Origin of the sequence: Nocardia sp. NPDC058519 (assembly GCF_042719755.1) — a bacterium.
Taxonomy (GTDB): Bacteria; Actinomycetota; Actinomycetes; order Mycobacteriales; family Mycobacteriaceae; genus Nocardia.
Window position 1 is genome coordinate 95385 of record NZ_JBHXNK010000017.1, and the last position, 15875, is coordinate 111259.

General features: G+C 66.7%; 14 protein-coding genes. 6 read left to right on the forward strand and 8 right to left on the reverse strand.

Features of this window, described 5'->3' with window-relative positions; genetic code table 11:
- Positions 1-24: 24 nt before the first annotated feature.
- The 4 genes from ACFWPK_RS19820 to ACFWPK_RS19835 are packed head-to-tail and all read right to left on the reverse strand — an operon-like array spanning position 25 to position 3552.
- A complete protein-coding gene (locus tag ACFWPK_RS19820; protein ID WP_378917761.1) occupies positions 25-447 on the reverse strand; it encodes a PaaI family thioesterase in 423 nt (140 codons plus the stop codon).
- A complete protein-coding gene (locus ACFWPK_RS19825) occupies positions 444-1949 on the reverse strand; it encodes a class I adenylate-forming enzyme family protein (RefSeq protein WP_378917763.1) in 1506 nt (501 codons plus the stop codon). The genes ACFWPK_RS19820 and ACFWPK_RS19825 overlap by 4 nt, the downstream gene beginning before the upstream one ends.
- On the reverse strand, positions 1949-2764 hold the full coding sequence (locus ACFWPK_RS19830; RefSeq protein ID WP_378917765.1) for an enoyl-CoA hydratase/isomerase family protein: 816 nt from the start codon (positions 2762-2764) through the stop codon (positions 1949-1951). Before ACFWPK_RS19830 ends, ACFWPK_RS19825 begins: the two co-directional genes overlap by 1 nt.
- The gene (locus ACFWPK_RS19835; protein ID WP_378917767.1) at positions 2749-3552 is read right to left on the reverse strand and encodes an enoyl-CoA hydratase/isomerase family protein; all 804 of its coding nucleotides are present in this window, start codon (positions 3550-3552) and stop codon (positions 2749-2751) included. Before ACFWPK_RS19835 ends, ACFWPK_RS19830 begins: the two co-directional genes overlap by 16 nt.
- Positions 3553-3661: 109 nt before the next feature.
- Between ACFWPK_RS19835 and ACFWPK_RS19840 the strand changes: the two genes are divergently transcribed.
- Together ACFWPK_RS19840 and ACFWPK_RS19845 are read left to right on the forward strand one after the other, a co-directional pair.
- Positions 3662-4912 (forward strand): CaiB/BaiF CoA transferase family protein, encoded by a 1251-nt coding sequence (locus ACFWPK_RS19840; protein ID WP_378917769.1) that lies wholly within the window; start codon positions 3662-3664, stop codon positions 4910-4912.
- A gap of 73 nt (positions 4913-4985) precedes the next feature.
- Positions 4986-5885: an enoyl-CoA hydratase/isomerase family protein gene (locus ACFWPK_RS19845; protein WP_378917771.1), complete on the forward strand. Its 900-nt coding sequence runs from the start codon at positions 4986-4988 to the stop codon at positions 5883-5885.
- 58 nt (positions 5886-5943) lie between these two features.
- On the opposite strand, the gene ACFWPK_RS19850 is transcribed toward ACFWPK_RS19845, so the two are convergent.
- Together ACFWPK_RS19850 and ACFWPK_RS19855 are read right to left on the reverse strand one after the other, a co-directional pair.
- The gene (locus ACFWPK_RS19850; RefSeq protein ID WP_378917773.1) at positions 5944-6708 is read right to left on the reverse strand and encodes an SDR family NAD(P)-dependent oxidoreductase; all 765 of its coding nucleotides are present in this window, start codon (positions 6706-6708) and stop codon (positions 5944-5946) included.
- Positions 6705-7925 (reverse strand): cytochrome P450, encoded by a 1221-nt coding sequence (locus tag ACFWPK_RS19855; protein WP_378917775.1) that lies wholly within the window; start codon positions 7923-7925, stop codon positions 6705-6707. The genes ACFWPK_RS19850 and ACFWPK_RS19855 overlap by 4 nt, the downstream gene beginning before the upstream one ends.
- 279 nt (positions 7926-8204) lie before the next feature.
- Here ACFWPK_RS19855 and ACFWPK_RS19860 point away from each other — a divergent pair, with 279 nt between their 5' ends.
- Both ACFWPK_RS19860 and ACFWPK_RS19865 read left to right on the forward strand, forming a co-directional pair.
- Positions 8205-9434 (forward strand): cytochrome P450, encoded by a 1230-nt coding sequence (locus ACFWPK_RS19860; RefSeq protein WP_378917865.1) that lies wholly within the window; start codon positions 8205-8207, stop codon positions 9432-9434.
- A gap of 70 nt (positions 9435-9504) precedes the next feature.
- Positions 9505-11001: an acyl-CoA carboxylase subunit beta gene (locus ACFWPK_RS19865; protein WP_378917777.1), complete on the forward strand. Its 1497-nt coding sequence runs from the start codon at positions 9505-9507 to the stop codon at positions 10999-11001.
- Between the two features lie 64 nt (positions 11002-11065).
- Here ACFWPK_RS19865 and ACFWPK_RS19870 read toward each other — a convergent pair whose 3' ends face one another.
- Positions 11066-12193: an NDMA-dependent alcohol dehydrogenase gene (locus tag ACFWPK_RS19870; protein ID WP_378917779.1), complete on the reverse strand. Its 1128-nt coding sequence runs from the start codon at positions 12191-12193 to the stop codon at positions 11066-11068.
- Positions 12194-12243: 50 nt separating this feature from the next.
- Complete coding sequence (locus ACFWPK_RS19875) at positions 12244-13062, reverse strand: enoyl-CoA hydratase/isomerase family protein (protein WP_378917781.1); 819 nt, start codon at positions 13060-13062, stop codon at positions 12244-12246.
- 302 nt (positions 13063-13364) lie between these two features.
- Here ACFWPK_RS19875 and ACFWPK_RS19880 point away from each other — a divergent pair, with 302 nt between their 5' ends.
- Both ACFWPK_RS19880 and ACFWPK_RS19885 read left to right on the forward strand, forming a co-directional pair.
- On the forward strand, positions 13365-15020 hold the full coding sequence (locus ACFWPK_RS19880) for an AMP-binding protein (RefSeq protein ID WP_378917783.1): 1656 nt from the start codon (positions 13365-13367) through the stop codon (positions 15018-15020).
- Complete coding sequence (locus ACFWPK_RS19885) at positions 15017-15856, forward strand: amidohydrolase family protein (RefSeq protein ID WP_378917785.1); 840 nt, start codon at positions 15017-15019, stop codon at positions 15854-15856. The genes ACFWPK_RS19880 and ACFWPK_RS19885 overlap by 4 nt, the downstream gene beginning before the upstream one ends.
- Positions 15857-15875 lie beyond the last annotated feature (19 nt).

Here is a 15875-nt window from a genome sequence, read left to right on the forward strand (position 1 = left end):
GCCTGTCGTGCACCGGCTGCGGTTCTAGCTGTTCGCTGCCGCTGATCGGTCGGTCGCGAAGCTCACCGTGGCGAAATTGACGGTCGCCAGAGCGGCCAATGCGCCGTCTACGACGTCGAATACCTCGACCTGGACGACGATCGACCGTTTGCCCGCGTGCACGACCTTGCTCACCGCGCGCGCCGTGCCGTCGGTGATCGGGCGGAAGTACCGCACACTGAGATCCGAGGTGACCACGCCGGTGTTCGGTGGACGGAACTCCAGAGCGAGTGTGCCCGCCGCGATGTCGGCGAGTGTCGCGATCAGGCCGCCCTGTAGCCCACCGGAGGTGTTGACCACGTGTGGCGCGACGGGCAGTTCCCAGACGAGCGAGCCGTCGGGGTCGGTCGCCTTGCGGAAGCCGATGTGGTCGAGTAGCCCGCTGATCTCTCGGATGGTCGACATCATGTCGGATCACCACTTTCGGAAGGTGGCCGTCGGCCGATGGGGGTTGCGGTGAAGTGATCGCGGACCGCGGACAGATCCGCCTTGCCCGATGGTGTGCGCGGGATCGCGTCGACGACGGCGATGGCGGTGGGGATCTCGTAGCGGGCCAACCGAGTGCTCAGGTAGTCGACCAGTTCGTCGAGCTCGGTGTGGCGACCCGCTCGCAGTTCGACCATGGCGACCGGTGTCTCGCCGAGCCGGTCGTCGGCTCTGGCGACGACCGCGGCACCACCGACGGCGGGATGTTCCTCGAGGGCGGCGCGCACATCATCGGGCAGGATCTTGAAACCACCTCGGATGATGGCCTGGTCGGCACGTCCCAGAATCCAGAGGAATCCGTCGGCGTCGATGCGGGCGATATCGGTGGTTCGCACCCAGCTCGCGGTGGGGCCGAGCTGACCGGGTGCGACCTCGAGCAGGCCGGACTCGTCCGGCCCGAGCGCGGTGCCGTCCTCGCCGACCACCCGCAGGCGGGCGCCGCCACTGGCCCGGCCGACGCTGCCGCGCTTGGCATTCCAGAATTGTCGATGGTCGTCGAGCGTCCAGCCGGCGACACCGCCGCCGAATTCGGTGGCGGCATACGACGTCAGGACCGGAATGCCGAATTTGTCCTGGAAGGTGTCGGCGTCGGCGGCCGAGAGCGGCGCGGTGCCCGAGGTAACCACCCGGACGCCGTCCAGATCCTGTGGACCCAGGCTCGAGTGCAGCACCATCCGCAGCGCAGCGGGTACCAGTGACACCGCGCCCGGACGATGCGCCCGCACCGCCGCCGCCCAGCGGTCGAGGTCGAAGCGCGGCAGGAAGACGAACGGTCTGGCGTCGACGACGCACTGCAGAATGCGGAAGATGCCGCCGATGTGTACCAGCGGAGCATTGACGATCGCGACGCCGCCGCGCGGCGCGGTCGGTGCTGCGGCCTGCTCGAAGTCGGTGCCGATGACACTGCGCGCCAGCATGTCGTAGGTGATCTCGACGCGCTTGGGCGGCCCAGTGGTCCCGCTGGTGAGCATGCGGACGGCGATCCCCGGCAACGGTGTGCCCGCGTCGTGCTCGCCGACCGACTCGCTGGGGATCGGCGTGGTGTCGAGGTCGGCGATGGTGACTGTCGCGGCACCGGACTCGACGAGCCCGGCGAGGTCCGCCTGCCCGCCGATCACCAGTGGCAGGTCGAGCGCGGCGATATCGGACCGGGTGCGGTCGTCGCCACGGGCGGGGTTGATCACGACGACGGTGGCGCCGCTGAGCAGAACGCCGAGGAAGGCGGCCACGTGTTCGGGGCGGTTGCGCAACAGGATGCCGACCTGGCACGGCCTTGTGATCAGCGCGCTGACGCGCCGCGCGGTCTCGGCGAGTTCGCCCCAAGTGTGCCAGGCCCCGTCGAATTCGAGGGCCCGTGAACTCGGCGCCAGGTCGAGGACTCCGGCGATGCGCCCGCTCAGTGGATGGTCATGGGTGTCGGTCATCAACGAATCCTCGGTTCGGTCGAAATGGCCTGGCGTTGCCGATCTTCCGTGGCCGCGGCGAGCTCCGCCTTGGCGATCGGGTTGCCGAGGCGGGTGTAGATGAGGCCCTGATCGAGCGCGGCCCGATAGGGCTTGTCCAGCGATTCCCAAATCGCCTTCACCGTGCCCTGGGTCGCGGTCGGCGGCTTGGCCGCGATGGTGGCGGCGATGGCGTGCGCGCGTTCCCAGAGTTGTTCGCGGGTCACGATTTCCGAGACAAGGCCGATGCGCAGCGCGGTCTCGGCGCAGACCCGTTCGTCGTTGCCCATCAACGCGATGCGCAGGGTCTCTCCGAGCCCGACCCGGCGCATGAGTCCGATCGGCTCCAGCGCGCAGACCAACCCCGCCGACACGTGGGAGTCGAAGAAGGTGGCATCGTCGGAACAGATCACCACGTCGGATTCGTTGACGAAGTAGAACGCACCCGCCGTGCACAGGCCGTTGACCGCGCAGACCACCGGCTTCCACATCTTCTGCCACTTGGGGCTCAACGCCTCGCCGGGGTCCTCGTGGTGCCAGATCCCGGCGGGTTGGCCGTAGGCGGACTTGATGTCGAGTCCCGCGCTGAAGGCGCGAGTGCCCGCCGCGCGCAGGACGACCGCGTTGACCGAGTCGTCGAGCCTGATCCGGCGCCACGCGTCGCGGACCTCCTCGCACATGGTGCGGTTGAAGGCGTTGAGTCGTTCGGGGCGGTTCAGGGTGAGGGTGGCGACCCGGTCGTCGGCGTCGACGTCGAGCGTGATCGTGCTGTAGTCGGCGCTCATCGGCACTGCCATTCCGGGGTGCGCTTCTCGATGAACGCGCGCGGTCCCTCGAGCGCGTCCTCGGTGCGGGTGACCCGTTCGCGGAACGACTCGGCCAGCATCTCGGCCTCGTGCATCGGCACGTCCAGGCCCTTGACGATCGCCAGTCGGGTGCCGCGAACCGCCAGCGGCGCATTGGAATTGAGGGTGTCGGCGATCTCGCGAGCCCGCTCGAGCAGGTGGTCGTGCTCGACGACCTCGGTGATCATGCCCAGCTCGTAGGCGCGCTGGGCGCTCATCCGTTCGTGCTTGCCCATCATCGCCATCCGCAGGGCCACGGTGCGCGGGAGCACCCGCGCCAGCCGGACCACCTCTCGGCCCGCGACGAGCCCGATGCTCACATGGGGATCGAAGAAGGTCGCTCGATCCGAGGCGATGATGATGTCGCCGGTGGTCACCCAGTCCAGGCCCGCTCCGCAACAGATTCCGTTGATCGCGACGAGGATCGGTTTGGTCATGGTCCGGAAGGGCGGGGTGCCCTCCTGCGGAGCCTCCCACTGTTCGTAGGTCGACAGGTACGGCTTCTCGTTGAGGACCTTGCCGTCGCCGGGGATCGCCTTGACATCGGCGCCGGTGCAGAAGGCACGACCGTTCGCGGTGACGATCAGCAGCCAGACCTTGTCGTCCTGCTCGGCCTCGTCGTAGGCGGCGCGCAGTTCGGTGATCATGTGCGGGCTCAGCGCGTTGAGGGCCTCGGGCCGGTTCAGTGTGATGGTGGCCGTGTGCCCGTCTACCTCGTAGCCGATGGTATCGAACGGCATGCATTCCTCCTGGGGGACAGGGCGTGGCCCATACTGTTAGAGATACAGTAGACAATACCGTTATGGTTCTGCCAAGGTGACGTGAAGTACCGACGAGGAAAGAGTGGCGATGGCCGAGAGCGGGAGCACACCTTCGGACGGCACGGGAGCCGACCGGCTCGCCGGGGGGAGCACGACCAGGGGCGTTCTCGACGGTGTGCGGGTGCTCGACTACGGCCGGTTCATCGCCGCCCCGTGGTGCAGCGCGATCCTGGCCGACATGGGCGCCGACGTCGTCCGAGTCGAGAAGCGCGAGGGCGGCGAGGACCGTTGGGTCCAGGCGGTGACCGAGGGCGGCGAGGGCGGCACGTTCCTGCAGTGCAACCGCAACAAGCGGTCGCTGACCCTGGACTCGACCACGCCCGACGGCGCCGAGATCACCCGGCGCCTCGTGGCAGGCGCCGACATCGTCGTCGCCAACATGCCGTTGGCCGGAATGCGGGCCAGCGGCCTCGACTACGACACCCTGCGCGCGGTCAAGGCCGACATCATCCTGGCCAGCGCCACGGCCTACGGCGAGGGCGGTCCCTACAGCGACCGGATCGGTTTCGACGGTGCGGGCCAGGTCATGTCGGGCGCCACCCACCGCCAGGGCCTGCCCGAGCAGCCGATCCGCACCACGGTCCCCTACACCGACTTCGGCACCGCGATGACATTGGCCATCGGGGTCATGATGGCCTTGTTCCACCATCGCGCCACCGGCGAGGGCCAGCACGTCGAGGGCGCGTTGCTGCCGACCGCGCTGATGATGAGCAATGCGTTCCTGATCGAGCGCGACCTGCTCGGCGTCGACAAACCGCGCATGGGCAATCGGGGGACCTCGGTCGCGCCGTGCGACCTCTACGAGGTCACCGACGGCTGGGTGCTGCTCCAGGTGGCCGGGCAGCCGATGTTCCGCCGGTGGTGCCGGTTGATCGGCCGGGAGGATCTCATGGACGACCCGCGCTTCGCCGGTGACGACCTGCGATGGCAGCACAGCGACTTCCTCAACGACCTCATGCAGGACTGGTGCCGTGGTCGCACCAAGGCCGAGGTGCTCGCGGCGCTCGAGCAGTTCAAACTGCCCGCGGCGCCGATGCACAGCACTCACGACGTGCTCGAGGACCCACACGTCGAGAAGCTGGGCTACCTCGAGCGGATCGACTATCCGGGAGCGTCGAAGCCGGTGCCGATCGTCGGAACGCCGTTCCGGATGTCGCGCACGCCGGGACGGATTCGTCGGCGCGCGCCGCTGCTCGGCGAGCACACCGGGCAGATCCTGGCCGATCTCGGTTACAGCCCCGACGAGGTGGCCGACCTGCGCGAGCGGCAGGTCGTCTGATGGCCACACCGACCACCGCGCGCTACGGACAGCGCGCGCACATCCCCCTCGAACGAGAAGGAAGAGACATCTGATGACCAGTTCCAGCACCGCCGAGGGCCGTGTGCTCTACGAGGTGGATCCGGACCGCAGGATCGCCACCATCACCCTGAACAACCCGAAGCAGCGCAATTCCTACGACGCGGCCATGCGCGACGGGATCGCGCGCTACCTCGACGAAGTGGCCGAGGACGACGACATCACCGTCGTGTTGCTGCGCGGTGCCGAGCGGGTGTTCAGCACCGGTGCCGATATGAACAACGCCTACGGCTGGTACGGCGAGCGACCGGCGGCCAACGGTGACCGGCCCGCCAAGAGCAGGCCGAGTCAGCGCAGGCGACTCACGGTGGATCGCAAGTCTTTCGGCTTCTACCACAACTTCATGGGCTTCCCGAAGGTCACCGTCGGTGAGATCAGCGGCTATGCGCTGGGTGGCGGGTTCGAGATGGCCTTGATGACCGATATCTCGGTCATCGCGCGGGACGCGAAGATCGGCATGCCCGCGGCCCGGTTCCTCGGTCCGGCCCTGGGGAGCCTGCACATGTTCTTCCATCGGCTCGGTCCCGTTCTCGCGCGCCGAATGTTGTTGACCGGCGACATCATCGAGGCGGGAACGTTGGAACATCTCGGCGTCTTCACCGAGACCTGCGACCCGGACGCCGTCACCGCCCGTGCGCGGTACTGGGCCGAGAAGGCGGCGAAGATGCCGGCTGATGGTGTCGTGATCGCGAAGGAGGCGTTCCGGATGGTCGAGCAGAGCCAGGCATATCAGGGCGAGGAGGTGGCCAGCTATCTGTTCCACGCCTACGGCACCAATCTGCAATTCTCTCCGGGGGAATTCAATTTCGTGAAGACCAGAGCCGAACACGGCACCAAGGAAGCATTCCGTCTGCGGGACGCACACTTCCACGTGCCGGAACCGGACCTGGGCTAGCGAGCGCAACGACTTCAGGCCCGGGCCGTGCGGGCCCGGGCCTGAAGATTCGATGCGGTCACATCACCAGGCCACCGTCGACCGGCAGTACCTGACCGGTGACGAACGATGCCGCGTCGGAGGCGAGGAAGACGAAGGCGCCCGCCACCTCCTGCGGTTCGGCCCAGCGGCGCAGGGGAATTCGATTCAGCATCTGTTCGGCGAACTTGGGATCGGTACGGATCGTCTCGGTCATCGGTGTCGCCGCCGCAGGCGCGAGCGCGTTGACCGTGATCTGCTTGCGCGCCAGTTCCCGCGCCAGCGACTTCGTCATGCCGACGATGCCGGATTTGGCCGCCGAGTAGTTCACCTGTCCGAGCGTGCCGACCAACCCCGCCGACGAGGTCACGTTGATGACGCGACCGGTGCCGTCGGTCGGCAGATACGCCAACGCGGCCTGCGTGCAGCGAAACGCGCCGAGCAGGTGGATGTCGAGCATCCGCAATACCGATTCCTCGGTGGTGGCGCCGAACATCGCGGGCTCGGTGGCTCCGGCGTTGTTCACCACGATGTGCAGTGTCCCGCCGGCCAGCGCCGCGGCGGCACTCGCCGCCGCGTCGGCGGCGGCCCGGTCGCGGACATCGAGAGCCACCGCGGCGGCTCGGCCACCGTCGGCGAGGATCTTCTCGGCGGTGACCGCCGCGGCGGCTCCGTCGATATCGGTGACGAGCACCGCGGCGCCCTGGGCGGCCAGGGCCGCGGCGACCGCCGCGCCGATACCGCCCGCCGCGCCGGTGACCAGCGCCGAACGGCCGGTGAGATCGAAGATGTTACGGGTGGTCACAGGGCTCCTCGGACGGCATCGAAGGTCACCGGCAGCGCGCTCGGTGAACGGAACGGCTGGCCGAAGATGTGTGGGTTGTCGTCGGGCAGCAGGGTGATGTCGGTCAGGCGTGCGAGCAGTGACTCCATGGCGACGCGAGTCTCCAGGCGGGCGAGATGCAAGCCGAGGCAGGTGTGGGCTCCCGCGGTGAAGCTGATGTGCGGGATATGCGGGCGGAAGATGTCGAACTCCTCCGAACGTTCCCAGCGGCTCTCGTCGCGGTTCGCCGAGCCGAGGCAGACATCGACGACAGCGCCCGCGGGGATGGCGACGCCTTCCAATTCGGTGTCCTCGGTGACGTATCGCTGCACCAGCGTCAGCGGCGTCTCGAATCGCAAACCCTCTTCGATCGCCTGCGGGAGCAGGCCGGGATCTCGCTGGACCGCGGCGAATTGCTCAGGGTGACTCAGCAACTGGTACAGCAGGTTCCCCGATGAGCGGTAGGTCGTTTCGAGACCGGCGGGCAACAGTAGCCGCAGGAAGGAATAGATCGCGCGATCGCTGAGCTTCTCACCGTCGATGTCGGCGGTGACCAGGTTGCTGATGATGTCGTCGCTGGGCGCGGTCCGCCGCTTTTCGATATGACCGAGGAAGTATTCCTTGAGTTCCTTGGAGGCTTGCAGCGCCCTCGGCACATTGCCCGCATAGCTGATGATGGCCACCGCGGCGTCGCGGAAGAACGGTAGGTCCTCGGCGGGCAGTCCGAGCAGGCGGGCGATGACCCGGGTGGGGAACTCGAAGGTGAAGTCGCGGACCAGATCCGCGCGACCCTCGTCGATGAATTCGTCGATGAGTTCCTCGCAGATCGGGCGCACGACCTCGGGTTCCCACACGGCCAGCGACTGCGGCTTGAAGGCCGCGGACACGAGGTTGCGGTGCGCCCGGTGGGGGGACCCGTCCATCGCCAGGATGGTGGGACCCATGAACACGCCGATCGTCGTGTCGTAGAGCTTCGTGCTGAACACCGTGTTGTTGCGCAAGACCTTGTTCACCGCGGTCCAGGACATGGCGGCGTAGGTGTCGGTGGGGCGCAGTTCCTTCGGGGTTCTGGAGTAGTCCATCACGGTCCCGTGGAACACGCCGCCCGCTCGCCGCCGCGCGGCGAAGAAGGGGTAGGGATCGTGGGGATCGGGAACGTCCCCGATCGTCTCTGATTGGTCCTCAACTGGGCTGTTCACAGCTCACCTCTGGCTTCGTCACACCGTACGACTATTTGGAGTAATACTTACTGTAAGGCATACGGTATACGACCGACATCCAGGTCGGCAATGCGACTGTCGAGGTAGCGGGCGGCCCGTGGTCGCCGTGGGCCCGCTGTCGCCGCTGTTATGGAAAGCTTGACAGTAAGGGCAACTATAAATCAGTCTTGTGACCGAGACAACGCCATCGGTACGGGTGCGTGCGAGGTGGTGGATTGCTGGGTTGCCAGCTCGGAACGGGAAAAGGTGCTGATACGGATGCCGATCGTTGATGAGGCTGCGAACGTTTTGGCGGATCCCTCCGCCTATGCCGACGAGGCGAGGCTGCATGCGGCGTTGACCGCGTTGCGGGCGGATCAGCCGGTGGCGAGGGTGGAGGTGGCCGGGTACAAGCCGTTCTGGGCGATCACCAAGCACGCCGATGTGATGGCGGTGGAGCGGGCGAATCGCCGGTTCACGAACTGGCCGCGTCCGGTGTTGATGACCGCGGAATCCGACGAGATGCAGGCCGCCATCGGGATCCGGACCTTGATCCACATGGACGATCCGCAGCATCGCGTGGTGCGGGCGATCGCGGCGGATTGGTTCGGGCCCAAGGCGATGAAGGCGATGGGCGTTCGGATCGAGGAGCTCGCGAAGCGATATGTCGACCGGATGCGCGACACCGGTGGTGAGTGCGATTTCGTGTCCGAGATCGCGGTGAATTTCCCGCTGTATGTGATCATGTCGCTGCTCGGAGTGCCGGAGTCGGATTTTCCGCTGATGCTGAAGCTGACCCAGGAGTTGATGGGCTCCGATGACGAGGAGCTGAAGCGGTCGACGCCGCCGGATGAAGCGATGAACGCGTTGGTGGAGATGTTCACGTTCTTCCAGTCGCTGACCGAATCGCGGCGGGCGAATCCGACCGATGATCTGGCATCGATGATCGCGAACGCGAAGATCGACGGTGAGCCACTGTCGGATGTGGACATCGTGTCGTATTACGCGATCATCGCGACAGCGGGCCACGATACGACCAGTAGCAGTATCTCGGGCGGTCTGCGGGCGTTGATCGAGCATCCTGATCAGTTGGATCGGTTGCGGCGGAATCCGGAGTTGATGCCCGGCGCGGTCGAAGAGATCATTCGGTGGGTGACGCCGGTGAAGGCGTTCATGCGGACTGCTGCTGAGGATTCGGTGGTGAACGGGGTGTCGATCCCGGCGGGTGATTCGTTGTTGTTGTCGTATGTGTCAGCGAATCGTGACGAGGATGCGTTCGATGATCCGTTCCGCTTCGATATCGAGCGGACGCCGAACAAGCATGTGGCGTTCGGTTACGGCGTGCACTTCTGTCTGGGTGCGGGGTTGGCTCGGATGGAGATCAGCAAGTTCCTGGGGGAGTTGTTGCCGAGGTTGAAATCGATCGAGTTGGCGGGGGAGCCGGAGTTGACGGCGACGACTTTCGTGGGTGGGCTCAAGCATTTGCCGATCCGCTTCACCATCGATTGAGCGAACAGTCCCGCTTTCCCGAGTTTCCGCGCCGTTTCCGGCGTACCCGATCACAGAAGACAGGCCCGACATGACAACTGCCAACACCTGGGACGAGACCCTCGATGATCTCGGCCGTCGCCGCGCGCGCGTGCTGGAGATGGGCGGCCCCGACCGGGTCGCCAAACATCGGGGGAAGGGGAAGCTGGATGCCAGAGCGCGCATCGAACGGCTGCTCGACCCCGGGACGTTCCAGGAGTTCGGCACACTCGTCGGCGGCGACGTGGCCGCCGACGCCATCGTGACCGGTTCCGGCCTGATCAACGGTGTCCCCGTCATGGTCGGCGCCGAGGACTTCACCACATTGGCGGGCTCGATCGCACCCGGCAGCAATTCCAAGCGGTATCGGCTGGCCGAATTGGCGGTGCGCGACAAGGTTCCGCTGGTGATGCTGCTGGAGGGGGCCGGATTCCGGCCGACCGGCGACCACTACGGCCGAACACCCACCGACCTGCTCGCCCAGGCGCAATGCTCGGGCAAGGTGCCGATGGTCACCGGCGTGCTCGGGCCCTCGGCGGGCCACGGCGCACTGGTCGCCCCGGTCGCCGACTTCTCCATCATGAGCAGGCAGGGCTGTATCTTCACCGCGGGACCGCCGGTCGTGAAAGTCTCGACCGGCGAGGACATCTCGAAGGAAGACCTCGGTGGGCCCGACGTCGCGCTGCCCAGCGGTGTGGTCCACAACGTCGCCGAGACCGACGAGGACGTCCTCGACGAAATCCGCCGCTACCTGTCCTATTTCCCGCCGAGCGCGTGGTCCTATCCGCCGGTGTACCTCGCCGACGAGACAACGGGGCCGCGCGCGACACCGGAGTTGCTCGACATCGTCTCCCGGGACAATGTGCAGAGCTACGACATGCGGGCCGTGCTCGATGTCGTGTTCGACGGCACCGATTGGTTCGAGGTGCAGCCCGAACGCGGTACGCCGATCATCTGCGCGCTGGGGCATCTGGGCGGGCACCCGGTCGCGGTGGTGGCCAATCAGCCGCAGGTCCTGGCCGGCTCGATCGACGCCGAGGCCGCGGACAAGGCGGCCCACTTCATCATGGTCGCCGATTCCTTCCACCTGCCGATCATCTTCCTCGCCGACAACCCGGGCATGTTGCCCGGCAGCGAGTCCGAGCGGGAAGGTGTGCTGCGCAGCGGCGCGCGGATGTTCGTGGCACAGACCGCGGCGACGACGCTGAAACTGCATGTGACCCTGCGCAAGGCCTACGGATTCGGCTCGATGGTGATGTCGCTGATCGGATTCGACGGTCAGGCGGGCACGTTCGCCTACCCGGGGGCCACGATGGGCGCCATGGGTGCCGCCGCGTTGAGCAACGCCTCCCATGCCGAAGCCGATCTGGCCGCCGAACTGCGCGACATGGAGCTGAAGGCGTCCTACCATTCCGCCGAGCACATGGGTTTCGACGAACTGATCCGGCCCGAGGAGACACGCAACGTCCTGCTTCGATCGCTGCAGCGGGGCCTCTACGGGCGACAGACCCCCGCGGCGCCGGTGCAGCGCACCGTCATCATTCCCTGAACCAGCCTGAACCGCCGACAGAACGGGGGCCGGACGAATCGTCCGGCCCCCGTTTTCGTGTGGGCTAACGGTCGGCGTCGGTGAAGCGGATGATGCCGCGCAGATCGTGGGTGCGGTGGATCTCCTCGTAGCCCTCGTTGATCTGGTCGAGCCGGTACTCCTTGGTGACCGTGCCGTCCAGGTCGAGGTCGCCGAGTTTGTAGAGGGCAAGCACCTCGAGGATGTCCTCGTGCGGATTCCCGCCGCCGAACAGGCTGCCCTGCAGGTTCTTCTGCAACAGCGTCCGCATCGACAGCTTGAGCGGTACCTCCGCGGCCAGCGTGGTGCCCATGGCGGTGAGTACGCAGGTGCCCGCTCGGGCCGTGAGGTCCATCCACGCTTCGAGGTCGTCACCGTCTCGCCGCCCCATCGAGGCGATCACCTTGTGACACATGCGTCCCGCGGTCGCGGCGGCGATGCCTGCGGTGGCGGTGGCGAGGTCGGGATAGACGTCGGTGGCTCCGAGTTTCTCGGCTTGCTTGCGCTGCCACTCGACCGGATCGACGACGAAGATCCGTGACGCGCCGGAGAGCACCGCGCCCTGGAGCGTGGACGCGCCGACGCCGCCGAGCCCGATGATCGCGACATCCTCGCCCGGCTGGATCCGCGCGGTGTGCACGGCCGAGCCGTAGCCGGTGGTGATGTCGCAGCCGACGAGGCAGGCGATCTCGAACGGGATCGACGGGTCGATCTTCACCACCGACGCTCGATGGACGACGGCGTAGGGCGCGAAGGCGCCGACCAGCGCCATCGGATGCACTCCGCGTCCCCGCGCGGTGACCCGGAAGGTGCCGTCGGCGACAGCCGCGCCGCCGAGCAGGCCCGCACCCAGGTCGCACAGATTGCACAGTCCGGCACGGCACGGCGGACACGTGCCACAGGACGGCACGAACGACATCACCACGTGGTCGCCGACGGCGAGATCGTGCACGCCCGCACCGACTTCGACCACCACCCCCGCGCCCTCGTGGCCCCCGAGGATCGGGAAGCCGGCCATGGCGATATCGCCGGTGACGAGATGGTGGTCGGCATTGCACAGCCCCGCCGTCTCCATCCTGACCTTGACCTCGCCCGTTCGCGGCTCGCCGATCTCGATGTCCTCGATCGACCACGGCTGATTGCGGTCCCAGATCAACGCGCCTCTGGTCTTCATCGGTTACCTCTTCATAGTCTCTGGCAGTGATGTCGGCCGGCCCGGTGGTGTCACCGGCCGTGGAACTCGGGAGCACGGCGTTGTCGGAACGCGGCCAGCCCCTCCTTGAAATCAGTGGTACGGCAGGCGAGTTCGAGTGCGTAGAGCTCGTTGTCCATCGCCTCGGTGAGCCCCGTGACGAGATTGCGGTGGATGGCCTGTTTGGCCAGGCCGAAGGCGACGGTCGGCGCGGTGGCCAAGCGGGCGAGCAGTTCCTCGGTGGCCCGGTCGAGATCGGTGGGTGCGGTGGTTTCGTGGATCAGCCCCCAGTCGGCGGCGTCGGTCGCCCCGACCTTCTCGCCGAGCAGCAGCATCCGCTTGGCCCTTGCCGACCCGATCAAGCGGGGGAGCAGCCAGGTGGAGCCGGAGTCGGGACTGAATCCGCGCGGCAGGAACGGCTCCCAGAACACCGCGTCGGTGTCGGCGAGGGTGAAATCGGCGGCGATCGCGAGATTGCACCCGAGCCCGGCGGCCCAGCCTCGGACGGTGCACACCACCGGCAGATGCAGGGTGTGCACCAGTTCGATGACGCGGTGGGCCGTGTGCGGGATGCGCCGGACCAGATCGCCGGTCGGTGGGCGCTCGCCCGCACTGTTGGTCGCGACCCAGTCGACACCGGAGCAGAAATCCGCGCCGGCGCCGGTGATGTGCACGACGCGCAGCTCGGCGTCGGTCGCGGCGGCGGTGAGCGTGGCGACGAGGGTGTCGATCATGCTGGGGGACAGTGCGTTGCGTCGGCTCGCACGGTCGATGGTGAGACGCAGAATCGGTCCGTCGTGTTCGACGCCCACGGTCCCGGCGCTGTCGACGGACGTGTTCTCGGTGGTCACTGTCGTCCCCGATTCTTCCAGGTCGATCGGTATCGGTGATTCATACCGTTAGATATACAGTAAAGAGTACAGTCAAGGTTCGAAGTCGACGGCCGATTCGGTGGGTCGGCGCCCGCGTTCCGCATCCGGCGGTGCGGGGAAATCCTGGCCCAATGCCTTGCGCAGGTCGCTACTGTTACGTATACAGTAGTCATATCTATTCGGTTTGCGGCAAGCTTTCCCGCCACCTCCCGTTAGGACATCGAGGACCGAACCATGCAGACAGAACAATCGAATCCCCGCGCTGACATCGGAGCGCTCTGTTGACCGAATGGACGATCAGTGCCGTGTTCGACGAGGTCGCGGCGGCGGTGCCGGATCGGACCGTGACGGTGTGTGGCGAACGCCGCCGTACCTTCGGTGAGACGGCGCTGCGGACGCGGAAGTTCGCGAACTTCCTCGCCGAGCGCGGATTCGGTGCGCACACCCCGCGCGCGGAACTCGACCGCTGGGAATGCGGTCAGGACCGGATCGCGCTGGTGATGCGCAACGACCAGTACCTCGATGTGATGCTCGCCGGGATGAAGGCGCGCGTCGTGCCGGTCAATATCAACCACCACTACACCGCGCACGAGATCCGGGACCTGCTGGCCTACATCAAGCCACGTGGCATCGTCTATCACCGGTCCTTCGGCTCAGTGGTCGAGCAAGCCGCGCCCGCGGGAGTCGAACTGCTGGTGTCGGTCGACGACGGCAGCGACGTCGCCGAGCTGGCGGGGGCGATCGGGTACGAGGACGCGGTGGCGCTCGGCGCCGACGAACCGGTCATCGAGACCTCGCCCGACGATCTGGTCATGCTGTGCACCGGCGGCACCACGGGCAGGCCCAAGGGTGTGCTCTGGCGCCAGAGCGACATGTACGTCTCGTCGATGAACGGTGCCGACCACGAGTCGGGCGAAGGTCTGCGCCAGCTGGCCCTGATGACCGGTCACGTCTGGTTCGCGGTGTCGCCGCTGTCGCACGCGGCCGGGATCTGGACCTCGTTCTCCGGACTGCTCGCCGGGCAGACGGTCGTGCTCTACGACGACCAGCGCAAGTTCGACGCGCACAGCGCACTCCGAGTGGCCGAACAGGAACGGGCCGCGCTCATGACGATCGTCGGCGACGCCTACGCCGGACCACTGGTGCGCGCGCTGCGCGAAGGGAACTACGACCTGTCCGCGCTGATGGCGATCGGCACCGGCGGCGCGGCGACCAACCCCGTGCACCGACGTGACCTGCTCGACCTGCTTCCGCACGCGTTCGTCGTGGAGGGCTACGGGTCATCCGAAACCGGCGGCATGGGATTCGGTCGCAGTACCAAGGGAAACGAAGTCGACAGCTTCGCCCCGATGCCGGGCGGGACAGCCGTTTCCGACGACCGCACCCGATTCCTGACACCGGGCGAGGCCGAGGTCGGCTGGGCGGCCCGTACCGGGCGCGTCCCCCTGGGCTACCTCGACGACCGCGAGGCCACCGAGCGCACCTTCCCCATCATCGACGACGTACGGATGGCGATCCCCGGTGACCGGGCGACCGTCGACGCCGACGGATCGTTGCGACTGCTCGGGCGCGACGCCCTTGTGGTGAACACGGGCGGCGAGAAGGTGTTCGTCGAAGAGGTCGAGGAGGTGCTGCGTTCGGATCCCCTTGTCGGTGACGCGCTCGTGGTCGGCAGACCGAGTGCGAAATGGGGCAACGAGGTGGTCGCGCTGGTCTGCGTCGACTCCGGCGACCTCATCGACGCGGCGGACCGGGTGGGCCCGACGGCGTTGCGGCAGTTGTGCAGATCTCGGTTGGCCGGCTTCAAGGTGCCAAAGGCCGTGATCTATGTCGAGGAGATCCGTCGGCTCGGCAACGGCAAGCCGGACTACCGCTGGGCGATGCGGCGGGCCGTCGAAGAAGCCGGCGAGGCCGCCGCCGAAGGAATCGGAGCATGACGATGCGCAAGGTCAACGACTGCCTGGTCAATGTTCACTTCGGTGAGCTCGAGCAACCCACCTGGATGCTCAAAGTCCGTGACGACTATTTCAAGGGCGCCGATTCGATGTACGCCCAGGTCGAACTCACTGCCTTGCTCGACGAGATGGACGCACAGGGCGTGGAGAAGGCCGTCCTGATGTATTCGATGGTGAAACCGTCCAAGACCGCGCTCGCGTTCGTCGAGGCACGACCGGATCGGTTCTCGCTGGCGGTCAACGGCGTCGATCTCCTGCGCCCGGTCGCCTCGCTGCGCGAACTCACCTCGCTGGTGCGCGATCTCCCCGTCACCTACACCACGACCGGCCCGAGCTTCTGGGGCGACGGGCGCTATCCGCCGACCGACGCGGTCTACTACCCGCTCTATTACAAGTGCGCCGAAATCGGCTTGCCGCTGTGCATGAACACCGGAATCCCGGGCCCGCCCATTCCCGGTGAGGTGCAGAATCCGATCTATCTGGACCGGGTGTGCTACCAGTTTCCCGAACTGCGGCTGTGCATGATCCACGGCGCCGATCCATGGTGGGACACCGCGATCAGGCTGCTCATCAAATACGAGAATCTGCGCCTGATGACCTCGGCGTGGTCGCCTAAACGGCTGCCGGACAGTCTCGTTCACTTCATGCGCACGCGGGGCAAGAACAAGGTGATCTTCGGTTCGGACTGGCCGGTGCTGGCCATGCGCAGGGTCGTGCCCGAAGCCGAAGCCCTGGATCTGCCCTCCGATGTGCTGGACAACTACCTCTACAACAACGCGCAGGAGTTCTTCTTCGGCGACCGATCCGTCGGCGACTGACGCGCCGGAATCAGGAGAA

Coding starts and splice junctions, on each gene's coding strand:
- ACFWPK_RS19870 (WP_378917779.1), bottom strand. CDS start 12,193: ATGAAGACCAGAGGCGCGTTGATCTGGGACCGCAATCAGCCGTGGTCG.
- ACFWPK_RS19885 (WP_378917785.1), top strand. CDS start 15,017: ATGACGATGCGCAAGGTCAACGACTGCCTGGTCAATGTTCACTTCGGT.
- ACFWPK_RS19835 (WP_378917767.1), bottom strand. CDS start 3,552: ATGCCGTTCGATACCATCGGCTACGAGGTAGACGGGCACACGGCCACC.
- ACFWPK_RS19860 (WP_378917865.1), top strand. CDS start 8,205: ATGCCGATCGTTGATGAGGCTGCGAACGTTTTGGCGGATCCCTCCGCC.
- ACFWPK_RS19830 (WP_378917765.1), bottom strand. CDS start 2,764: ATGGCAGTGCCGATGAGCGCCGACTACAGCACGATCACGCTCGACGTC.
- ACFWPK_RS19840 (WP_378917769.1), top strand. CDS start 3,662: ATGGCCGAGAGCGGGAGCACACCTTCGGACGGCACGGGAGCCGACCGG.
- ACFWPK_RS19820 (WP_378917761.1), bottom strand. CDS start 447: ATGATGTCGACCATCCGAGAGATCAGCGGGCTACTCGACCACATCGGC.
- ACFWPK_RS19845 (WP_378917771.1), top strand. CDS start 4,986: ATGACCAGTTCCAGCACCGCCGAGGGCCGTGTGCTCTACGAGGTGGAT.
- ACFWPK_RS19825 (WP_378917763.1), bottom strand. CDS start 1,949: ATGACCGACACCCATGACCATCCACTGAGCGGGCGCATCGCCGGAGTC.
- ACFWPK_RS19865 (WP_378917777.1), top strand. CDS start 9,505: ATGACAACTGCCAACACCTGGGACGAGACCCTCGATGATCTCGGCCGT.